The following is a 19,723-nucleotide window of genomic DNA, read 5'->3' as shown; positions in this document are numbered from 1 at the left end:
GAGCTCCTGGATACGGCCCGGGCACCCACGTGCTCGCCCGGCAACCGGGCGCCGTGCCTGTTGCCGTCCGCGCCAACAGGCTGATCGCCATTTTTCGGCAGGCACGTCTTGCCTTGAACGCCTCGGAAACCTCATGAAACACCACACTTCCCGCCTGGAATTTTCCATCCCGCGCCGTTTCCTCTGCTGCGCCATCGTCGCCGGATTGGCCGTGACCTGGACCTCCGCCGCTCTGGCCGCCGACAGCACCGACGGCAAGGATCCGGGTGCCCGCAAGGCCCAGACTTTTCCCCCGGTGGTGGTGACGGCCAATTTCCAGCAATCGCCGCTGATCACAGTCATCGACCCCAAGGCCCCGCAGCAGCCGATCCCGGCCAGCGACGGTGCCGATCTGCTGAAAACCGTTCCCGGCTTCTCGGTGATGCGCAAGGGTGGCAGCAACGGCGATCCCGTGTTCCGCGGCATGGCCGGCTCGCGGCTGGCCATTGTTGCCGACGGCACGCAGCTCGCTGGCGGCTGCCCCTCGCGCATGGATCCGCCGACGGCCTACGTCTCGCCGGCGCTTTACGACAAGGTCACCATCGTCAAGGGGCCGGAGTCGGTGATCTACGGCCCGGTCGGCTCGGCCGGTACCGTGCTGTTCCAGCGTGACACGCCGCACTACCTGGAACCCACCGCGTCGCTGGACGCCAGCGCCACGCTGGGGTCCTTCGGCCGCAACGACCAGACGGTCGACTTCAAGGGTGGCACGCCGCAGTTCTACGTCGACGTTGACGGCAACCGCACCCACTCGGACGACTACGAGGACGGACACGGCAACAAGATCCACTCGTTCTACAACCGTTGGAACGCCAACACGGCGATCGGCTGGACGCCGGATTCAGACACGTTGCTGGAACTGTCGGCCGGCACCGGCAACGGCAAGGCCGCCTATGCCTTCAGCGGCATGGACGGCGTGAAGTTCCTGCGCCAGAGCACGGCACTCCGGTTCGAGAAGAAACACCTCACCGAAACCTGGACCAAGCTGGAGGCCAAGGTCTATCGCAACGACATCGACCATGTGATGGACAACTACACGCTGCGCCGCCCGGACCCGGCCAGCATGATGCCGATGCCGATGGCCAGCGACCTGCAGCGCAACACCACCGGCGGACGCGTGGCCGCCACCTTCGACTGGGAAAGTCTGGACCTGGTGGTGGGTGCGGATGCCTCCACCAGCACGCACAACGTGCGAAACGGTGGCCCCGAAGGCAGCCCGATGGGCTACTACAAGGCCCTGCCGCGCGTGCGCGATGCGCGCATGGAAGACCAGGGCGTGTTTGCCCAGGCCACCTGGACCATGGCCGAACGCGACCGCCTCATCGCCGGCACGCGCCTGGACCGTGCCAGCGTACGCGGCTACGGCGTAGCCATGAGCGACAGTGGCGGCGGCATGTCGATGGACCCGATGGACGGCAGCGGGATGTCGATGGGCATGGGGAGCGGAGCCATGACGGAGGATGTGGACCGCCACGCCACCCTGCCCAGCGGTTTCGTGCGGTACGAGCACGACTTGCGCATGCCGGCGACGTTTTACGTGGGACTGGGCCATGCCGAGCGCTTCCCCGATTACTGGGAGCTGTTCGGGCAGCACGTCGACACCACGATGGGCGCGTTCCAGGACCTTCGCCCCGAACGCACCACCCAGTTGGATATCGGCCTGCAATACCACAGCGACCGCCTGAAGGCTTGGGTGTCCGGCTACGCCGGCATCATCGACGACTACATCCTGATCCACTACGGCATGACCAGCGGCTATGCCAGCAATATCGATGCCCACGTCGCCGGTGGCGAGGCGGGCGCCGAATACCGTCTCGGCGGCGACTGGAAGGCTTCCGCGACGCTAGCGTACGCCTGGGGCGAGGACCGCACGGAGCGTCGCCCGCTGCCGCAGATGCCGCCGCTGGAAACCCGGCTCGGACTGGACTGGGACAACGGCACCTGGTCGGCCGGCGCCCTGTGGCGCGTGGTCGAGCGGCAGGGCCGCGTGGCGATCGGCGAGGGCAACATCGTCGGGCAGGACCTGGGCAAGACCGGCGGCTTCGGCGTGTTCTCCCTCCATGGCGGCTGGCGCATCGACCAGCGATGGAGCCTGACCGCGGGCGTGGACAACCTGTTTGACAAGGCCTACGCCGAGCATATCAGCCCGTCCGTCGTCGCCCTGCAGGGCTTCACCACCAGCACCCGCGTGAACGAGCCGGGTCGCGTGGCCTGGATGAAGCTGGCCCTTTCGCTCTAGCCGCGGCATGGCCGGATCACCGACACGCCCGTCGCTGCCCATTCGCCCAGAGAGCCGGCTCTGCGGGCGGTGGCAAACCTTGCCGCTTCGCCCATCGGTCAGCCCGCGGCAGGTGTGCCGGAAGACAACCCTCAAAGCACTGCGCAGTTGGCGCCTACAGTCCAAGAGATCATCAAGCCCATGCCCAACCTCACGGTCAACACACCCAGAACGCGCCTCATGGTCGAACGGACGCTTTTCGCGACCCTGCTGCTTTCGACGTTCGCACCCCTCCACGCGCAAGACACCCCCGAACGCAGCGCAAAACAAGAGCGTCCAGAGATGAAAACCGCGGCGGCGGAAAACTCCGTATCTGCGGTAAAAGACCCCGTGCGCGCAGCGACTCTGCCCGCGGTCAAGGTCACCGGTACCACGCCATACACCGCGCTCGATTCCGATTCGGCGACCCGCACCGACACGCCGTTGATCGAAGTGCCGCAGTCGGTCCAGGTCATCACCCGTTCGCTGATCGAGGATCAGGACCGCCAGACGTTGGGCGATGCCCTCGTCAACGTCTCGGGTGTGATCCCCACGCGCCCGGACGAGATCCTGTTCATCCCGCCGATCGTGCGCGGATTTCCGGCCGAGGTCTATCTCGATGGCCTGCCGATCTTCGCGGGCAACCAGCAGGCCTATGACCCGGACGGCCTGGTAGGTGTCGAGCGCATCGAGGTGCTCAAGGGACCGAGCGCCACGCTCTATGGCGGTGGCCTGGGTACGCCGCTCGGCGGCGTCATCAATCTCGAATCCGAGCAGCCGAGCGACACGCCGGGTGGATACGTGGCGATGCGCACCGGCAGCTACGGAACCGTCAACCCCTCTCTCGACCTGACCGGGCCGCTGACATCGACGATCAACGGACGGTTGGCGGCCGACTATCAGAGCAACGACAGCTGGATCGACAAGGTCCATGGCAAGCGCTGGTCGATGCAGCCCAGCCTGTCGTTCCAGATCGACGATGCGACCGATCTGCTTCTGCAGGGCCAGTTCAACCACCGCAGCAATCTCGAATATTCGGGCCTGCCGGCCGACGAGGCGCTGGCCGGGGCGCTCGACCGCAGCGCCTTTCCCGGCTCGCCGATCGACCAGCCGCTGACGAAAAACGACAGCCACATGGGCGCAGCCACCCTACGCCATGCCTTTTCGGACCGCGTGAAATTGACCGTCACCGGTCGTACGTATTCGGGCAAGGTGGATGAGCGCGGAAGCTTCGTCTATCCAGGCCTGGTCTCGTCCGACTCGGTCCCGCCAGTCTATGACGTCTTTCCCATCACGATGGTCACACGCACCAGGGAGGCGACCCTCGATGCCCATCTGGTGGCCAAGGTCGACATGCTCGGCGGGACACACGAACTGCTTGGCGGCGTCAATTACGATCGGACCACTTTCTACAGCGGCATGGGTTTGTTCGTCAGCGATAGCCCTTCGGGCACGATCGACCTCGCCAACCCGGCATACGACCTGAGCTACACGGCCCAGACCCCGGTCAATTCCTACGAGGACGACCGCTACGAGACGACCGCAGCCTACGTGCAGGATCAGGCGACCTACGGTCGGTTGCACTTGACTGGTGGCTTGCGCCTGACCTCGCTCGAGTTCCTCGAGAACAGCGATGTCGGCGTGGCCAACGACAAGACCTACACCCATGTTTCGCCGCGGATCGGCGCAACGCTCGACGTAGCGCCTGGCGTTGCCCTTTACGCAGGCTACGCGACCGCGTTCCGTGCGCCCTTCGGGTTCATCGGGATGCAGGCGCCCAAGCCAGAAACCTCCCGCACTGTCGAGAGCGGGATAAAGTTGGCGCTGCCCGGTACCGGCCTTTCAGGCACGATCGCACTGTTTCGCCAGACCCACGATAATGTCGTCACCTCCGATCCCGACAACGTGGGTTATTACGTCCAGAGCGGGCGGCAACGGGCTCGCGGCGTGGAAGCCGACTTGGTGTGGGAGCCGACGCCAGCCTTCTCGATGCTCGCCAACTATGCCTACACCAACACACGCGACGATGGCGTGGCCCCGGGCGACACGCTGGCGCGCGTGCCCAGGAGCAGCGGGCGCATCGCCGCGCGCTATCGGCTGCTCAATGGCTCGGCGAAGGGACTCTCGTTCGGTGTGGGCATCACCGCATTCAGCTCGCGCGAACTGACGCTACCCAACACCATCGCCGTGCCCGGCTATGCCGCGGTCGACGCGCAGGCAGCCTATGACATCGGCCGGTTCACCCTCGGACTTTCCGTGGTCAACCTTACCGGGCGGCGGGCTTGGGATCTTTACTCCTACATGGGCTACCCGGTCGTGGCGCCCAATCAGCCGCGATCGGCCTATGTCACGCTCAAGGTGAGGTTCTGACGATGAAAAAATTCATAAGGCGCTTGGCCGCCGTGGCTGGCCTTGGCATGGCCGCCGCGTTCCTGTCGACGGCAGCGACTGCGCAGACGGCCGCAAGTCATGGAACGATCATTCCCCTCTATGCGAAAGGTCAAGTCACCTCCCTCGGCGTCCCGGAAACGCGGGAAAAGCTGAGCGAGACGGGCGAAACCATGATCTTCAACGTCAGCGATCCCGCGTTGGAATGGTTCCGGCCCGCCCCCGGGCACGCCAACGGCACGGCCGTGATCATCGCTCCGGGGGGCGGCTTCGTCGGCCTTGGGTATGAGGATGGGGGAACCGCCGTCGCGCGTCAGTTGGCGCAGCGCGGCGTGACCGCGCTAGTGCTCAAGTACCGCACGATACGCAGCCCCAACAATGCGATGCACATGCCCGAAGTCCACATGAAGGAGATGGACACGATCATGGCCCGTGCAAAGAGCGGCATGCCCGTCGAGGTGCCGCCCTTTGCCGGCGAGAAGCATGCGGTGGAGGATGGCGCGCGTGCCATGACGATCGTGCGCAGCCATGCGACGGAGTGGGGTATCGATCCCCAGCGGGTGGGCTTTATCGGCTTTTCCGCCGGAGCCTTCCTCGCCGCCGATCTTGCGATCGGAAGCAAGGTGACTCGCCCCGATTTCGTCGGCTTGCTCTACGGTGGGCTACGCACGCCCGTTCCTGCCGATGCCTCGCCTGCCTTCATCGCCGCTGCGGCCGACGACGAATATCTGCCCAACGACAGCGTGCAGCTCTACGCTGCTTGGCGCAAGGCAGGCGTGCCCGCCGAACTCCATATCTACGAGCACGGCGGCCACGGGTTCGACCTCCGGCCGAAGGGTACGACGAGCGACCACTGGTTCGACGAGCTGGTCTGGTGGATGCAGTCTCGTGGTCTCATGGGTCCGGGAAGGAATCATTCCAAGAAGAGCGCGGCCTGACCTGGCCCCGGTGAAAGCATGGCGGTCGGGAAGGTAATCGTGGGGCGTGATTTTCTCTCCCGCGGATACACGTATCCCGTCGTCGCTCAGGTCGGCGACGGTTCCCACCGCTCGGCAGCTGCGGCAGCTTCGCGAGCCGGGTCGCCACAGGCGAGTCGCGACCGTATACCGCAGGCCACGTCGGCAGCATCAGATCCCAAGCAGCCCGAGGCGCACGGACTCCGGTTCGCCGTCGAGTGAGGCAGACATTCGTTCGAACTGGTGCTTCAGAGCGTCGAATGCGTTGAACTTGAGTGAATGTGCTCGCAAATCCATGCGCATGCTCAAAGGCTCATAACCCTAGCCTTGCTCAATCGCAAGATTGTGCCCGCCGGCTCAGGGGTGAGTCGGCTGGTCAGCAAATAGCAACACGATGGCCCGCGCCATCGCATGGAACAGGGGAATATTATGACGGAATTCTTATATACACCCATCCTTCGCTGGAAACAGGGTGAGCAAGGTGCGCTGCGCAAGGTACCGCCAGCCGATCGTGAGCGTATGCTGCCGATCGCGGAAATCCAGCAATTGGAGGAAGGCGTGGCTCAGCCGAAGCTCGAGCGGCAGTTGCTCCGTAGCAGGGGAAAGACCCATCCCATCGGTCTCGATTTAGCGATGGCATACAATGGTCCCGTGCCCATCACGGATTTGGCTGACGTCGCCACGCGCATGCAAGCCGGAGGCGTGCCGGCGTGGCCGGTTCTGCGCGCGGTGCACGCGATCGCGGGGATGGCATCATTGTCTGACCTCAAGGGACAGCCGGCCGTAATCGTTCGTGCATATGGGGAAAGCACGCCGCTGGCGGATCTGCAGGCGGTCATCGCCGGGGTTCGCAAGGCGTGTGGCAAACGCATGCCTATCTATGTCCTGTTGGATCTCTACGCACTGGGCGACGTCGATGCTAGCGCCAAGGCGGCTGTGCTACTCAAAACCAGCGGGGCGTCGTGCCCACGATTAGCTCGAGTTCGTCCATCTTGCTAATTTTAGCTAGCTCAAGCTAATTCAATAGAAATAAAGCTTTAAGATCAACATGTGAACCGCCCCGGCTTTGTCGGAGGCTCCTCCTTCAACGTCAACGACGACTTCAACCGCGAATCGCTGCGGATCAAGGTCGACACCAGCCGGCCGTCGCTATGGGTGATCCGGACGTTGGACGAGTTGGTGGAACTACGCGGAGCACCCCAGCGCCTGCGCTTGGACAACGGCCCGGAGTTCATCAGCGCGGCACTGCGGCAGTGGGTGCAACGCCACGGTATCAAGCTCCCGCACATCCAGCCCGGCAAGCCGACCCAGAACGCCTACATCGAACGCTTCAACCGGACGTCCTCCCAACCTTCGAAGCGATTGCTAACCTTAGCGCTGCTAGGAGAGAAATGCTTTAACCCTGACGCTAGCCGCCTAATTCATTTGGGTGAAGTTCTACAGTGTATTGATCTTTAAGGATGTTTTGGTGGCGACATGGTTAGGGACTGCCGACAGCGTCTGCCGATTCAGACGGTGGCGCGGCCGTTGCCGGTATCCGGGCGGCAACGAGGGTCCTCGTCGCCTGGATGCTGATGGGGCTGGTTGCCCAAATGGATGCTGAGCAAAGTTTCGACGACCGGAGCGAATTGGCGCAGCGCGCGCTCGTAGACTTGCCGCTTGAAGTTCACCACGTGGGCTGCCGGATACCAGAAATCGACCCAGCGCCAGATATCGAACTCGGGTTTTTCGCAGGCGTCCAGGCGCAGGGCCTGTTCGCCGCCTACCAGCCGCAACAGAAACCAGACCTGCTTCTGGCCGATGCAGGTGGGGTGCTGGTGGTGACGCACATAGCGGTGAGGCAACTTGTAGCGCAGCCATCCTCGGGTGCTTCCCAACACCTCGACATGGTGCGGCCCGAGGCCGGTTTCCTCTTCCAGTTCGCGATACATCGCTTCCAGCGGTGTTTCATCGCTACGCATGCCGCCCTGGGGAAACTGCCAGCCGTCACGATTGACCCGGCGAGCCCAGAAGAGGCGGCCGTCTGCATTGAGCAGAACGATCCCCACATTCGGACGGTAGCCATCGATGTCGATCATGTCGTCTCCAGGGAGCCTCACGGCAGCCAACTGCTGATATGGCGCCGGCCCTGTGTCCGATTCAACCACAGCGCCGGAAGTGGCGGCAAGCCAGGCCAGCTTGGCTTCAGCGGCATCAATGCTTGAACCGGCCGGTGTCTTCCACTAAACTGCCGCGCTCTTTGGACCGGATGGCAACACCCTCCCGGCTCCACGCAAGTTTGAAGTGGCTAGGTAGCTCAGCTGGTCAGAGCGCGGCACTCATAATGCTGAGGTCGGCGGTTCGATCCCGCCTCTAGCCACCACTTCATTCCTCTATTGCGGTGTGATCCCCGACTGTTTCAGGGCGGGTCTATCGCCTCCTTCGCGATCTCGGGAAAACCCTAGCTAGGGAACGGCCTAGCTGGTCGGCTTCCGGTGCGCTTCGCATACTCACTGCCAAGCCCTGGTCCGAGTGCGGGTGTCGACTCCCGGGACAGGGCGCATGGCCGCCGCCGCAGGCGCGGCCCATCCCTTTCCAAGCTTTATTTTCAGGTCGTATCCTCGGAGGGCATCCCCATGAGCGTTACCCAGATCAGCGGCAACTCCCCGGTCATCCAGATCAACGGCGGCGGCATGGATCGCGCCACTGCTTCGGAAGTGGTGCGCAACGCGCTCAACAACTTCCAGAACGAAGCCACCGAGCCGCTGGTCTCGCTGCTGACCAGCAGCGCCGGCAAGGGCAAGGGTGGTTGGCTCGAAGCCCTGGCCAAGGCGCTTGGCGACAAGCTCAACCAGGCGGCCAATGATCTGCAAAGCTCAGCCGAAAGCGTGAACGCCAAGAGCCCGGGCGATACCACCGAACTCAGCGCCCAGGCGCAAGAATTTGCTCAGTTGATGGATGCGGTCAACAACATCATCAAGACCATGGGCCAAGCCATGGATACGATGGTGCAGAAGCAGTAATCAAAGGTTGATCCAGGGTGGAGGGCCGGGATACGTCCAGACGTGTCCCGGCTTTTTTCGTTGCCGGAGATAATCGATGCATCCATGGCGAGCGACAGGTTATGTGATGGCCATGATGATTCCGTTGTCTGCCATGGCCGCCGACCAGACGCGGGCGACATCCGCGATGCGCCTGATGTTGCTGGTCACCAGTGCGCGCACAACGACCCAGTTCTGCGCCGAACGCGCGAGCGCCTATGGTCGGCAAGATGCCGATGCAGTGCGCCGATGGCTGGATGGTTATGGCTTGCGTGATCCCGATGCGCAGCTGCAAGCCCTGGCCGGTGATGGCTATGACGTGATGAGGCAAGCGCTGGCCGATTACGGTGCCCAGTATCGCCAGCGCCTGGCTAGCAGCGGCGATCCTGCCATGTTGTGCTCGCGGCTGCCCGAGGCGCTACGCCAGCCAGCGATGGATCTCGCCGCGCGGGAGCCGGCCGGGTTGGCTGCATTGGGTGGTGTTGCCCGCGCCGCATCTGCCGCGGCTGCTGCGTCCACGGTAACCTCGTCGCTCCAGGCGCCTGCGGGCAAGGGGATCGCCAAGAGTGATATCCAGGGCGTCTACCTGCTCAAAACCATCGCCACGGGTGTAGGTGGCGCCAGTTGGCCGGTCTATGAACCTTATCTGTTGCTCAAGGATGGGACTGCGTACGAAGACCCGCGACTTGCCCCGGATAGCCTGGATGTAAGCGCGTCACGCCAGCAGGAGGCCCGGCGCTGGGGGCGCTGGTCACGTGCGGGCGGTGATTTCCAGGTGCAGATGCCGCATGGCGATCCCGTCGTGTTGTCAGACGACTTATTTGTCAAACCAGCCGATTCATCGACGCCGCTCGCTGGTAGTTACAAACATGTCGGCGGTGGCGGCAGCCTTGGTGTGGCCGGCGGTTCGTTCATGCGCATCGATCATTACCAATTTCGCGCCGATGGCAGTTACAGCACAGATGCGAGCGCCGGCCTCATCGGTGCCCATAAGAGCGTGGATGCGCAAACAGGTGGCGGTGGTCGCTATCTCATCGACGGCTACGCGATCGAACTGACCAACGACCAGGGGCACGCTGTGCGCCTGTTTTTCTATCGCGTTGGGGACAAACTGTTGCATATCGGGGGTGCGGATTATGTGCCTGGGCGTTAGCGAGCATAAGCGGCGAGTAGCGACGGCGACAGTTTGTGGGCCGCGGACGCTTGCATCGTGCGAAGGCTCACCGCCTATCCCTGGTAGCGATGGCGAAAGCTAGGGAAATCCCCAGCTTGGCATTCGGCGCGCGAAGGTCGACAGTCTCATCCATGTCATGCTGCGGTCATCTGCGAGGCTGCCTTGAATCGACTTGACTCCCATCGCCCGCCGCAGGCCGGGTCAGGGTCCGGGCATGCCGGGAATGTTGCTGCCACACTTGAAGGGCGTGCGCCAGCGGAAGACTTTTCCGGTTCCGAGCTGGCGCGCTCGCGTCGTGTGCGCCTGACCGGCCTGCGTTACGCGGACATTCCGCGAATCAGCCGTCTATACGCCCAGACTAGTCATTGTCCCCTGCTGGTCGACAGCCCGACACGATTCATCGACGTCGCGGCCCTGGTGGCCTGTGTCAATCAGCTCTATGCGCGAAGGCCAGGGTTGGGCGTCTGGCGCGGCGACACGCTGGAAGGCCAATTCCTTGGTTTGTTCTCATTGCTGCCGGTCGATGGAAGCGAAGATGTGGAAGTGCATGTGCGCCTGGCCCCTGAAGCATGGGGGCGTTGGTTTGCCGTGGAAGGCACGCACATCCTGTGCCGCCAGGCGTTCGAGCACATGGGCTTGTCCCGCGTACTCGCATTCAGCCATCCTGCGCATCGCGAAGCTCGCCGCATCATGCTGCATTTCGGGTTTCGCGACATGGGCGCCTGCGAACACCGCGGCAAGCCGGCCGTACGGTATGCGCTTGACGCGGAGGCCTGGCGGGAGTTGAGGCGGCTGTATACGTAGCGGGACGAGTTCGATGGCCTGCCGCCGATTGTATGGCCGCGAACGCACTCCCCAAGTCGCATGGTGCGACACCGTCCGGTGTCACGCCCTCGTTACGCGTTCCTCATCCCTCGCCCTGGGTTAAAGCCGATGTACGATCCATCCGGGCGGCATGGCTGTGGCGGAGAGCTCACCGCCGATCGCGGCCCGGACCACGTCCAGGGGGGTGACGCCTGGCTTTTTCCAGCGTTCGGCGAGGCGACTCAGCACTTGGCGCGTTTCGCAGCTGTACGTGCCTTCCAGTTCGTTGCCGGCTTCGCCGGCAAGTTTTTCCGCGTAGAGCTGGCGTAAGACCGGGTTCAAGTCGAACAGGCCGATAAGCTTGCCAATCGCATCGGCATACAAAGATTCTTCCAGCATGGGACGCTGTGTCTGCTGGCAGTACCACACGGTCAGGTATTCGATTGGGCCTAGCAGCCTTCGTCGCCCCATCGCGCCGCTGGCAGAGGGCGATTCGTAGGGCGATGCGGTGGCGGTATGCGAGCCGCCCCAGGCGCTCAAGGCTCCACTGGGCAGGTCCATGCGCTGGGCGGCGCTGGCGAGCAGGTCGGCGACCAGTTGCTTGGCGGCGGCGTCCTCACTTTCGGCGACAATGAGCAGCAGCTTCAGGAATACCGGGTATGCCTCATCGCCCAACTGGCGCAGGATGCGCTTGGCCAGTGCCAGGCGCAGCTCGGTGGAGCTCTCGCGTTGCAGGGTACCGATCATCCGCCGGGTGGTTTCCAGCAGCGGTTCGGCCAATGGTTGCAGTTCGGCGACGGACATGGTCGAAGCTTAGCGCTTGCCAGTGCTGTGTGGATGAGGTCGGCTAGCGTCCGAGAGGGGCCAGTACATGGGCGGCCAGCTGGTCGATTGACGTGGTCGGCGGCAGGTCGGTTCCTGCGTGCGCCTGGAGGCTGCGTTCGGCCGCGCTCGAGCCCGCCCACACGTCCAGTCCCAGCAGGCGATTGCCGCTGGCCTGCAACTGCGTGTTCACGCTCGCCGTGTCCAGGCCATGGGCGCTACTGGACGGATCGATCGGGGTCGCAAGCGTGCGGGTCTGGAGGTCGCCGAGGTTCATGGGATGTCTGTGGGGGTATCCGAGGCATGAAACAAGTCTTGGATGGGAGTCTAGGCGCCCCTGGCTGGGCAAATCAGCTGGGGAATTCCCTAGGTAGTGTGCCGCCGCGTCGCCGCGCACACTGCCGTTCATGGTTCAAGCGAACAGGTGACCGATGGCCGGGCAGAACAAGGACAGCGGCGATCGCACCGAAAAGCCCACTCCCAAGCGTTTGCGCGACGCGCGCAGGGATGGTGACGTCCACAAGAGCAAGGAGCTGACCAGTACGGCGCTCGTGCTTGCCTGGCTGCTGATGATGTTGCTGGGCATGCCAATGATGCGAGCTCGACTGCAAGGTCTGTTCGATACGGTGCTTGACGCGTTTCATCGACCCTTCGAACAGTCTTTGCATGACGTGGGTCTGGCGACGCTGGAAACCTTCTTGTGGTTGACGTTGCCGTGGCTGGTCGGCGCGATGGCGATTGCCGTGCTGGTGGAGTTTCTCCAGGTCGGGCCTGTCTTCGCGCCCAAGAAGCTCAAGCCCGATGCCAGCCGCATGAATCCGGTCGAGGGCATGAAGCGGTTGTTCTCTCAAGAAAATGTGGTCGAAGTGGTCAAGGCCATTGCCAAGAGCGCCTTGCTGATCGGTCTGTTCGCTTGGGTGCTCATGACACTGATCGGCCAGTTTGTCAAATTGCCCTACGCCCCGCCGGAAGCCATGGGCGAGGCGCACTGGATGGCGGTCAAGCGCCTTGCTGTGGGCGTGATCTTCGTGTTCTTTTTCGTCTCTGTGCTCGATGCGTTCTACCAGCGCTATGCGTACACACGAAAAATGAAGATGAGCCGGCGCGAGATCAAGCAGGAGTTGAAGGAAAACGAGGGTGATCCGATGATCAAGGGACGCCGTCGTCAATTGCACCAGGAGTGGTCGCAGCAAAACACCCTGGCCGGCGTGCGCAAGGCCAGCGTGGTCGTTACTAATCCAACGCACCTGGCCATCGCCATTCGCTACGAACAAGGTGAAGACGACCTGCCGATCGTAGTGGCCAAGGGTGAGGACTACGATGCGGCGCTGATCCGCCAGGCAGCCGAAGAAGCAGGCGTGCCGATCATGCGCAACGTCAGCCTTGCACGCAGCCTCTACGAAAAGGTCGAAGTCGACCAATACCTGCCGACCGACTTCTTTGAGGCGATCGCCGAACTGCTGCGCTGGGCGGAGTCGATGCGCGCATCGCGCGATGGGCGGTGATTTGAGGTGCGGGAGTTGGGGCGCGGGGGCGCGTTCGTTCGGCTGACGTACGCCATCACGCTGCGTGAGCTCGCCGTCCCTGTCATCCGTGGGCCCCTGCGGCCCATGTTCCATCTCCAGGATCGGACCATCAGAGCAGGCGACGCAGCACCACCAGCAAATCCCGATTCTCGTACAACTTGCGCATCACCACTTCCACCATCGCGCCCAGCGCCAGCAACAAGACCCAGCCCGATAGCCACGCCTTGATCGGCATGGCCAGGGCGAACACATTCAACTGCTGCGCATAGCGGTTGACCAGGCCCAGGGCGATATCCACCAGCGACATCACCACCAGCGCCGGTGCGGATAACACCAGCACGGCGGTCATCAGGTAATTGAATTGGCCGACGAAGAACTCCATGCCGCCGGCCTTCAAGGGCGGCAACATGCTGGCGACCGGCCATATCGTGTAGCTGGACATCAGCAGGTCCAGGAACACCGTGAATGCGCCGCTGCTCATGAAAAGCCAGGCGGCAAGCTGCATCAGGAACGTACTGGTCAGTGAACTCTGCTGGCCCGAGATCGGGTCCATGTCCATCGCCATGGAAGCGCCTACCTTGGTATCGATCACGCTGCCAGCGGCACCTAGCGCCCAGAACACGATGCCGAAGCAAAAGCCGATCAACAGGCCGATGAAGAACTCCTTGCCCAGTACCATGATCCAGGTGGCGCCCGTCATGACGGTCATGCTCGGGCTTGCGGCAGCCGCCAGCGGATAGGCGAGGATCGCCAAGCTCACGTAGAAGCTGTTGCGGACCAGCGACGGCACCGTATCGGAGGTCATCAGTGGAAGCACCAGAAAAGCCGCCACGATGCGCGGCAAGGTCAGCGCGATACCGGTGAGCTGGTTGCCGAGGTACTCGACCGGGAATGCGCTTATTGCCATGGCGCGATCAATGCAGCATGCCCGCGAAACCGCTGAACAGCCGATCGGCGAATTTGTACAGTGTGCCGCCAAGCATGGCTGCCGTGCCAAGCAGTGCGATCACCACCACGATGAACTTCACCGCATACGGGAAAGTCTGTTCCTGGATCTGCGTGGCGGCTTGAAGAAACGCCACCAGCAGGCCGGCAAGGGCCGCCGCGATGATTGGCGGTGCGGACAGCACCAGCACCAGCCAGAGCGCTTCGCGGGCAAGTTGGATTTCCTGGTCGTACATGCGCCGCTCCTATTGGTACGTCATCACCAGGCCGTGGATTAGCTTGGCCCAGCCGCTGAGAAGCACGAACAGCAACAGTTTGAACGGCAGCGACACCATGGTCGGCGAAAGCATCATCATGCCCATCGCCAGCAGAATATTCGACACGACCAGGTCGATTACCAGGAACGGCAGGAATATCAGAAAGCCGATCTGGAATGCTTCCGTCAATTCGCTGACCGTGAACGCGGGTACGACGACCAGGAAGTCGTCGGGCGTCAGCTCGGCCTGCCGGTCAGGCGGCAGCAGGCGCTTGGCGCTTTGCAGGAAGAATCCGCGTTCGCTTTCGTGACTGTGCTTGATCAGGAATTGCCGCAGCGGCTCCTTGCCGGCCTGCACCATCTGTTCAAGCTTGTCGAGCGTGAGCGGGCCGGGCGCCTGGGTGCTCGTCTGGGTCTGGATACCCTGGTAGGTGTCCATGATCACGGGATTCATGACGTAGATCGACAGGATGATCGCCAGGCCGTTGATCACCACGTTCGGGGGCACCTGCTGCAAACCCAGCGCATTGCGCAGCAGGCTCAGCACCACCACGATCTTGGTGAAGGACGTGACCATCACGGCCACGAACGGTGCCAGCGCCAATGCCACCACCAGGGTGATGACGAGCGCGGGCGAAAAGCTATTGAAATCCATGCGCGGTGTCCTTGTGCATGATGCGTGCGCCAAGCCACGAGCCAAGCGCAACGAGATGACCGTGCCCGATGTGACGATCGCCTAGACGGATGTCCACGGCGGCGTCATGCAGCGATGCGTCGCAATCGAGGACATACCCGGGTTGCAATAGGCCCACGCGATCAGCCGGCAAGCTCAACGTGGCCAGTACGCAATGAAGACGCTGCCAGTCATTGTCGTCATGCGCCGGTTGGGAGGCGATGGTCCATTGATTCTGACGCCGCAGCACCGTCCATCGATCAGGTAGTCCAAAGCTCGTGGCAGCAGTGACCGCCGTAGGCCGCAAGAAGCCATGGCAACCGTCGGCATCGCCCAGCACCAGGGTGTCGCCCACGATCAGGCTATCGATGTGGTCGGCTTCCAGATGGCGGCACGGCAGCACCAGCTCCAGTTGCAGTAATTCGACATCGCCGAGGATGGCGACGCGTGACGGATCGCGCAGCCACTGCGGATGGGCTGCCAGGGCACGGACTTGCGCTGCACCAAGTCCCAGCCATCCATGACTGCGGTTGCCATCGGCCGCATGGAAGGACAGCCCGAGCCATAGTCGCGGCAGGTCGGACGTGGGCGCAGCCTGTGCGAAGGCGCGTGGCAGGAAGGCGCCGCCGAGTACCTGTCCGAGCATGTCCACGCACGTTTCATGCGCGAGCGACCAAGCCAGCAGACGTGCGTCGCCTTCGTAGTCCTGCCAATGCAGGTCGCCCAAGCTGCTGACGCCATCCTCACGCTCCAGAGCGAGCAAGACACTGCCTTGCGCGCTCTCAAGGCACACGGAGGGTAGCGCGGCGGCGTGGGATTGGCCCAGGCGGGCGGCAATGTCCAATGCGCCCCGCTCGTCGGCGACGCGTACCAGGTTGCCGCGCGACAACAGTGCCTGCGCGCATGCGTGCAGATCTTCGCCATGAGCTGCCTGAGGCTGACGCTCCGTCCCGGTGTGAGCCTGCTCGAAGGGCGTGGTCATGCGGTCAGCTGTGGCCCAGGACGGCACGCGTCAACTCCACCACGTTGTGCGCACCAAGCTTGGCCATGAGGTTGGCCCGGTGCAGTTCCACGGTCTTGGGACTGATCTTGAGGTCATCGGCAATCACCTTATTGAGCTTCCCGTTCATGATTCCGTCCAGTACCTGGCGTTCGCGCCGCGTAAGACTGGCGAGTGCATCGGGCGCCGCGTGCGGCGCATGACTGGCCAGTGCCGTATGGATCGACTCCACCAATAGCGGAGCGTCGAAAGGCTTCTCGATGAAATTGGCTGCACCGTGGCGCATCGCCTCGACCGCCAGGGGAACGTCGCCATGCCCGGTGACGAAGATGATCGGCAAGGTCAGCGAGCGATGACCGAGCTCGGCCTGTAGCTCCATGCCGCTCATGCCGGGCATGCGGATATCGCTGACGATGCAACTGCGCGGAGGCGGCGCTTCGCGCGTGAATTCCTTGAGCAGGGATTCGGCGTTGGAGAAGTCGCGCACCTCGAATCCGGCCTGCTCGAGGATCCACACGCATGACTCGCGAAATTCCTGGTGATCATCCACCAGATAGATCCGGCCGCTTACGGTGACCGTCACCGCGACAGCCCCCTGGGCAGCGTGAACACCATGGCGCAGCCGCCACGGCCTTCATGCGCCGGCTCAGCAAACAACCGGCCCTCGTGGTATTCGATGATCGAGCGGCAAATCGCCAGGCCAATGCCCAGGCCGTCGGATTTAGTCGTGTATAACGGCGTAAATAGCCGCTGCATGCCTTCCTGGTCGATGCCGCACCCCTGGTCGGTGACGCGTATCTCGATCATGTCATCGTAGTCCAGTCGCGCGGACACGCGAATGCGCCTGCGGCTGGGCGGGGTTTCGCGCATCGCCTCGATCGCGTTCTTGATCAGGTTGAGCAGCACCTGTTCGATCATCACGCGATCGGCAAAGATCGGTGGAAGCTGTTCGGGTAGTTCATTGATGATCGATACGCGAAACTGCTCTGCCTCCAGACGTAGGAGCTCAGTCACGTTGCGCACCAGTTCCCGGGCATCGAGATTCTGGCGATGCGGCTCGCGGCTACGCACGAACTCACGAATGCTGGCGATCACCTGCGCAGCGCGTTCGGTCTGGCGACGTGCCAGTCGTATGCCCTGTACAAGGCGCGCCGAGTCGCTGCCGTCTTGGGCGATCTGTTCGCAACCGGTGAGATAGTTGACGGCGGCAGCCAGGGGTTGGTTGAGCTCGTGCGCCAGTGTACTGGCCATTTCCCCCACACTCATCATGCGTGAGGTGGAAATAAGCTGCTCGTGCTGGGCGCGATGCCGACGCAACACTTCGATGCAGTCGCTGATATTTGTCATGAAGTACGCGTCGGCATGATCGCCTACGCGCACATCGCGATGTTCCATTCGATACCAGCGTCGCGTGCTCAGCGCGTAGTACGTATGCGCGCCATCGTCTTCGTTGCCGGCCGCCTCGAACTCGGCATCGAAGGCTGCGCGCGTGAGCGTGGTTGGGAGATGCGAAAATTCATGCCGGAACGCTGCATTATTTGCCAGTACATGGCCGTCGAGGCGGTCGAATACGACGCAAGGCCACGGCAATGCCTCGATGAGCGTGTAATCACCACGCTGGGAATGACCCGGTAGTTCGCGGGAGGGGCTGCGCTTGCGCTCAATACGTGTCACAGGCATGGTCGCCTATCCTTAGGGATATCGCCGGGCTTCCCCTAGTCGCCTGGCGTCTTGTAACCGATATGCGGAACGAGTGCCGGATAATGCCATGAAGAAATTACTTCGCAATCTCCCCTGGATCGCCATGTTGCCGGCCCCCGCCTTCGCTGCGGAGTCTACTGAAAATGGCAGCTTGTGGCTTGGCTTGCTAGTGCCGCTTTTCGCCGTGACAGCAGCACTTCTGGCTATGTTGTGGTGGCTTCGCAGGGGGCAGGCGCTACGAGGCGGAACCGGCCCCATCAAGCTCGTTCAAGCCGTTGCCGTGGGAGCCAAGGAGCGCGTGGTAGTGCTTGATGCACAAGGAAGAAGGCTGGTGATCGGCGTCACGTCCAGCCATATCGAACTGATCGCCGAGCTGCGCAACGATGATGCTTCATAGTGTGAGATAGCGCACGAAATATGGCTGTGCGCGAGCGTTTGAAAAGCTGTCCTGTTTATAAATAAACGCTATCGGTTATTAATTGTACGGACCCATAAAAATTAAATCCGTCATTGGATTTTCACGCCTTTTACCTAGGGTTTTCCCTAGGTAGGGAAAACCCTAGATACCGCTTTGGGCAAAGGCTGGTACGTTCAGCTTTACCGGTTGCCGACAGGGGGCATCGGCTGAAGTAAGGCGTTGCTACGCCTTCATCGACAGCGGCTTCGGAAGGGGAGACCTGACACTTGGGTGCTCTCCATTTGGGTTTCCGAAATGGCGGGGTCGTTCGTGTCCAACAGCACCTGGATCATTGCTGGAGAGAAAGTGTCGCCGCGCATGGCGTGGCGATGCGCGGGTTATCGCCAAGGGGGTGCAGGCTGATGGCGCTCGCATCGATGTTTTCTCGATTTGGCGGCGATCAACAAAAGCGCAACTACAGCGATCTCGTGCTCGTGGCGGGCGTGGTGGCGATCATCGCATTGATGATCCTGCCGCTGCCGATGCTGTTGATCGATGCACTGGTCGCGCTGAATATGCTGATCGGCATCGGATTATTGTTGATTGCGATCTACATACCGACACCCGTGGCGTTTTCGAGCTTTCCCAGCGTGCTGCTGCTGACGACGCTATTCCGGCTCGCGCTCTCGATTGCCATCACGCGCTCGATCCTGCTCAACGCCGACGGTGGCCACATCATCGATACGTTCGGCAACCTAGTCGTCGGTGGTGACCTGATTGTCGGCCTGGTGGTATTCCTGATCATCACCGTGGTGCAGTTCATCGTGGTGGCCAAGGGCGCCGAACGCGTGGCCGAGGTGGCTGCGCGCTTTTCCCTGGATGCGATGCCAGGCAAACAGCTTTCGATCGATTCGGACCTGCGCTCGGGGCTGCTGGAAAAAGACGAGGCCCGCCGCCGCCGCCGTTTGCTGGAAATCGAAAGCCAACTGCATGGCTCGCTCGACGGTGCAATGAAGTTCGTCAAAGGTGACGCGATCGCCGGCATCGTGATCATCCTGATCAACCTGCTCGGAGGCCTTGGCGTCGGTGTGATGATGCACGACATGAGCCTCTCGGAGGCCACGCATACCTACAGCGTGCTCACTATTGGCGATGGCTTGGTGGCGCAGATACCTGCGCTGCTGGCCTCTATTTCCGCCGGACTCATTGTCACAAGGACAGCGGGTGACGAAGAAGAACGTAACCTGGGCGCCATCATTGGAAAGCAGATCTCCGGCGAGCCTCGTGTACTGATGATCATCGGCTTTATCGCCCTGGGCATGATGCTGGTACCGGGGTTTCCCGCGCTCGTGTTCCTGCCCATCGGCACCGCGCTGGTGATGGTAGCGGCATGGCGGATGCGTGAACGCGTGGGCGTGTTGCGTCGCGTGTTCAAGGTGCCGGAAAACCAGGCTGAGTTGCTACCTCCGGATGTTGCCGATACCGACGCCTTGTCGCCGCCGCCCGGCCTGTTGCTCGAAGTTCACCTGGCGGCGCTGCAATCGTTGGGCAGTACCCAGGTGCGTAATCTGTTGCGCCAGATCGTGGGCGGGCTGCGCGAAGAATATGGTGTGCCGCTACCCAGTCCGGCACTTCGCGCCGGGTTGGGATTGCCCGAGAACGGCTACGCGCTGTTCGCCTACGGGGTGCGCATCGGTTACGGCGTGTTGCGGCCCGATTCGGTGTTCCTGCCCGGTCGTGCCGCGTTGCCTGCGACCATGGATGG

At 62.5% G+C, this 19,723-nt stretch carries 19 protein-coding genes, 1 tRNA gene and 1 pseudogene; 12 read left to right on the top strand and 9 right to left on the bottom strand.

Annotated features, from left to right (window positions below):
• Positions 1-133 precede the first annotated feature (133 nt).
• From VF436_RS02435 to VF436_RS02415, 5 genes and pseudogenes are all read left to right on the top strand, one after another.
• Complete coding sequence (locus VF436_RS02435; RefSeq protein WP_330902384.1) at positions 134-2,278, top strand: TonB-dependent copper receptor; 2,145 nt, start codon at positions 134-136, stop codon at positions 2,276-2,278.
• Between the two features lie 180 nt (positions 2,279-2,458).
• Positions 2,459-4,666 (top strand): TonB-dependent siderophore receptor, encoded by a 2,208-nt coding sequence (locus VF436_RS02430; protein WP_330902382.1) that lies wholly within the window; start codon positions 2,459-2,461, stop codon positions 4,664-4,666.
• Positions 4,667-4,668: 2 nt separating this feature from the next.
• Entirely contained in the window at positions 4,669-5,622 is a 954-nt protein-coding gene (locus VF436_RS02425; RefSeq protein ID WP_330902381.1) for an alpha/beta hydrolase, read from the top strand.
• A gap of 429 nt (positions 5,623-6,051) precedes the next feature.
• Positions 6,052-6,639 (top strand): beta family protein, encoded by a 588-nt coding sequence (locus tag VF436_RS02420; protein ID WP_330902380.1) that lies wholly within the window; start codon positions 6,052-6,054, stop codon positions 6,637-6,639.
• Between the two features lie 81 nt (positions 6,640-6,720).
• Positions 6,721-6,981 (top strand): annotated as a pseudogene (locus VF436_RS02415) (DDE-type integrase/transposase/recombinase); the annotation flags it as partial.
• A 167-nt stretch (positions 6,982-7,148) separates the two neighbouring features.
• On the opposite strand, the gene VF436_RS02410 reads toward VF436_RS02415, so the two are convergent.
• The gene (locus VF436_RS02410; protein ID WP_330902379.1) at positions 7,149-7,718 is read right to left on the bottom strand and encodes an RNA pyrophosphohydrolase; all 570 of its coding nucleotides are present in this window, start codon (positions 7,716-7,718) and stop codon (positions 7,149-7,151) included.
• A gap of 207 nt (positions 7,719-7,925) precedes the next feature.
• On the opposite strand from VF436_RS02410, the gene VF436_RS02405 reads away from it, so the two are divergent.
• The 4 genes from VF436_RS02405 (at position 7,926) to VF436_RS02390 (ending at position 10,638) form a co-directional block, all read left to right on the top strand.
• Positions 7,926-8,002: transfer RNA gene (locus tag VF436_RS02405), tRNA-Met, on the top strand.
• A gap of 253 nt (positions 8,003-8,255) precedes the next feature.
• Positions 8,256-8,642 (top strand): hypothetical protein, encoded by a 387-nt coding sequence (locus VF436_RS02400; protein ID WP_330902378.1) that lies wholly within the window; start codon positions 8,256-8,258, stop codon positions 8,640-8,642.
• 76 nt (positions 8,643-8,718) lie between these two features.
• On the top strand, positions 8,719-9,813 hold the full coding sequence (locus tag VF436_RS02395) for a hypothetical protein (RefSeq protein WP_330902377.1): 1,095 nt from the start codon (positions 8,719-8,721) through the stop codon (positions 9,811-9,813).
• A gap of 183 nt (positions 9,814-9,996) precedes the next feature.
• Positions 9,997-10,638, top strand: a complete 642-nt coding sequence (locus VF436_RS02390; RefSeq protein WP_330902376.1) for a GNAT family N-acetyltransferase — start codon at positions 9,997-9,999, stop codon at positions 10,636-10,638.
• A 120-nt stretch (positions 10,639-10,758) separates the two neighbouring features.
• Here VF436_RS02390 and VF436_RS02385 read toward each other — a convergent pair whose 3' ends face one another.
• Together VF436_RS02385 and VF436_RS02380 are read right to left on the bottom strand one after the other, a co-directional pair.
• On the bottom strand, positions 10,759-11,442 hold the full coding sequence (locus VF436_RS02385) for a hypothetical protein (protein ID WP_330902375.1): 684 nt from the start codon (positions 11,440-11,442) through the stop codon (positions 10,759-10,761).
• A 43-nt stretch (positions 11,443-11,485) separates the two neighbouring features.
• The gene (locus VF436_RS02380; RefSeq protein WP_330902374.1) at positions 11,486-11,737 is read right to left on the bottom strand and encodes a hypothetical protein; all 252 of its coding nucleotides are present in this window, start codon (positions 11,735-11,737) and stop codon (positions 11,486-11,488) included.
• 154 nt (positions 11,738-11,891) lie between these two features.
• On the opposite strand from VF436_RS02380, the gene sctU reads away from it, so the two are divergent.
• Positions 11,892-12,965, top strand: a complete 1,074-nt coding sequence (gene sctU, locus VF436_RS02375; RefSeq protein ID WP_330902373.1) for a type III secretion system export apparatus subunit SctU — start codon at positions 11,892-11,894, stop codon at positions 12,963-12,965.
• A 130-nt stretch (positions 12,966-13,095) separates the two neighbouring features.
• On the opposite strand, the gene sctT is transcribed toward sctU, so the two are convergent.
• Genes sctT through VF436_RS02345 form a run of 6 tightly spaced genes read right to left on the bottom strand, consistent with a single transcriptional unit; the run spans position 13,096 to position 17,540 of the window.
• Positions 13,096-13,893: a type III secretion system export apparatus subunit SctT gene (gene sctT / locus VF436_RS02370; protein ID WP_330902372.1), complete on the bottom strand. Its 798-nt coding sequence runs from the start codon at positions 13,891-13,893 to the stop codon at positions 13,096-13,098.
• Between the two features lie 7 nt (positions 13,894-13,900).
• The gene (gene sctS / locus VF436_RS02365) at positions 13,901-14,167 is read right to left on the bottom strand and encodes a type III secretion system export apparatus subunit SctS (RefSeq protein WP_330902371.1); all 267 of its coding nucleotides are present in this window, start codon (positions 14,165-14,167) and stop codon (positions 13,901-13,903) included.
• A 9-nt stretch (positions 14,168-14,176) separates the two neighbouring features.
• Entirely contained in the window at positions 14,177-14,842 is a 666-nt protein-coding gene (gene sctR, locus VF436_RS02360; RefSeq protein ID WP_330902370.1) for a type III secretion system export apparatus subunit SctR, read from the bottom strand.
• The gene (locus tag VF436_RS02355) at positions 14,829-15,842 is read right to left on the bottom strand and encodes a FliM/FliN family flagellar motor switch protein (RefSeq protein ID WP_330902369.1); all 1,014 of its coding nucleotides are present in this window, start codon (positions 15,840-15,842) and stop codon (positions 14,829-14,831) included. The genes sctR and VF436_RS02355 overlap by 14 nt, the downstream gene beginning before the upstream one ends.
• 4 nt (positions 15,843-15,846) lie before the next feature.
• Complete coding sequence (locus VF436_RS02350; protein WP_330902368.1) at positions 15,847-16,443, bottom strand: response regulator transcription factor; 597 nt, start codon at positions 16,441-16,443, stop codon at positions 15,847-15,849.
• Positions 16,440-17,540 carry a sensor histidine kinase gene (locus tag VF436_RS02345; protein ID WP_330902367.1) on the bottom strand — a complete coding sequence of 367 codons (1,101 nt, stop codon included), beginning with the start codon at positions 17,538-17,540 and terminating at the stop codon, positions 16,440-16,442. The genes VF436_RS02350 and VF436_RS02345 overlap by 4 nt, the downstream gene beginning before the upstream one ends.
• Positions 17,541-17,628: 88 nt before the next feature.
• On the opposite strand from VF436_RS02345, the gene VF436_RS02340 reads away from it, so the two are divergent.
• Together VF436_RS02340 and VF436_RS02335 are read left to right on the top strand one after the other, a co-directional pair.
• The gene (locus tag VF436_RS02340; protein ID WP_330902366.1) at positions 17,629-17,958 is read left to right on the top strand and encodes a flagellar biosynthetic protein FliO; all 330 of its coding nucleotides are present in this window, start codon (positions 17,629-17,631) and stop codon (positions 17,956-17,958) included.
• Between the two features lie 437 nt (positions 17,959-18,395).
• Positions 18,396-19,723: flagellar biosynthesis protein FlhA (locus VF436_RS02335; protein ID WP_330902365.1), on the top strand; the 1,328-nt coding region annotated here is incomplete at its 3' end.

The sequence above is a fragment of the Dyella sp. genome (assembly GCF_036384435.1).
Classification (GTDB): Bacteria; Pseudomonadota; Gammaproteobacteria; order Xanthomonadales; family Rhodanobacteraceae; genus GSA-30.
The sequence above is the reverse complement of the archived record's forward strand: the minus strand, read 5'-3'. Positions and strand labels throughout refer to the sequence as shown.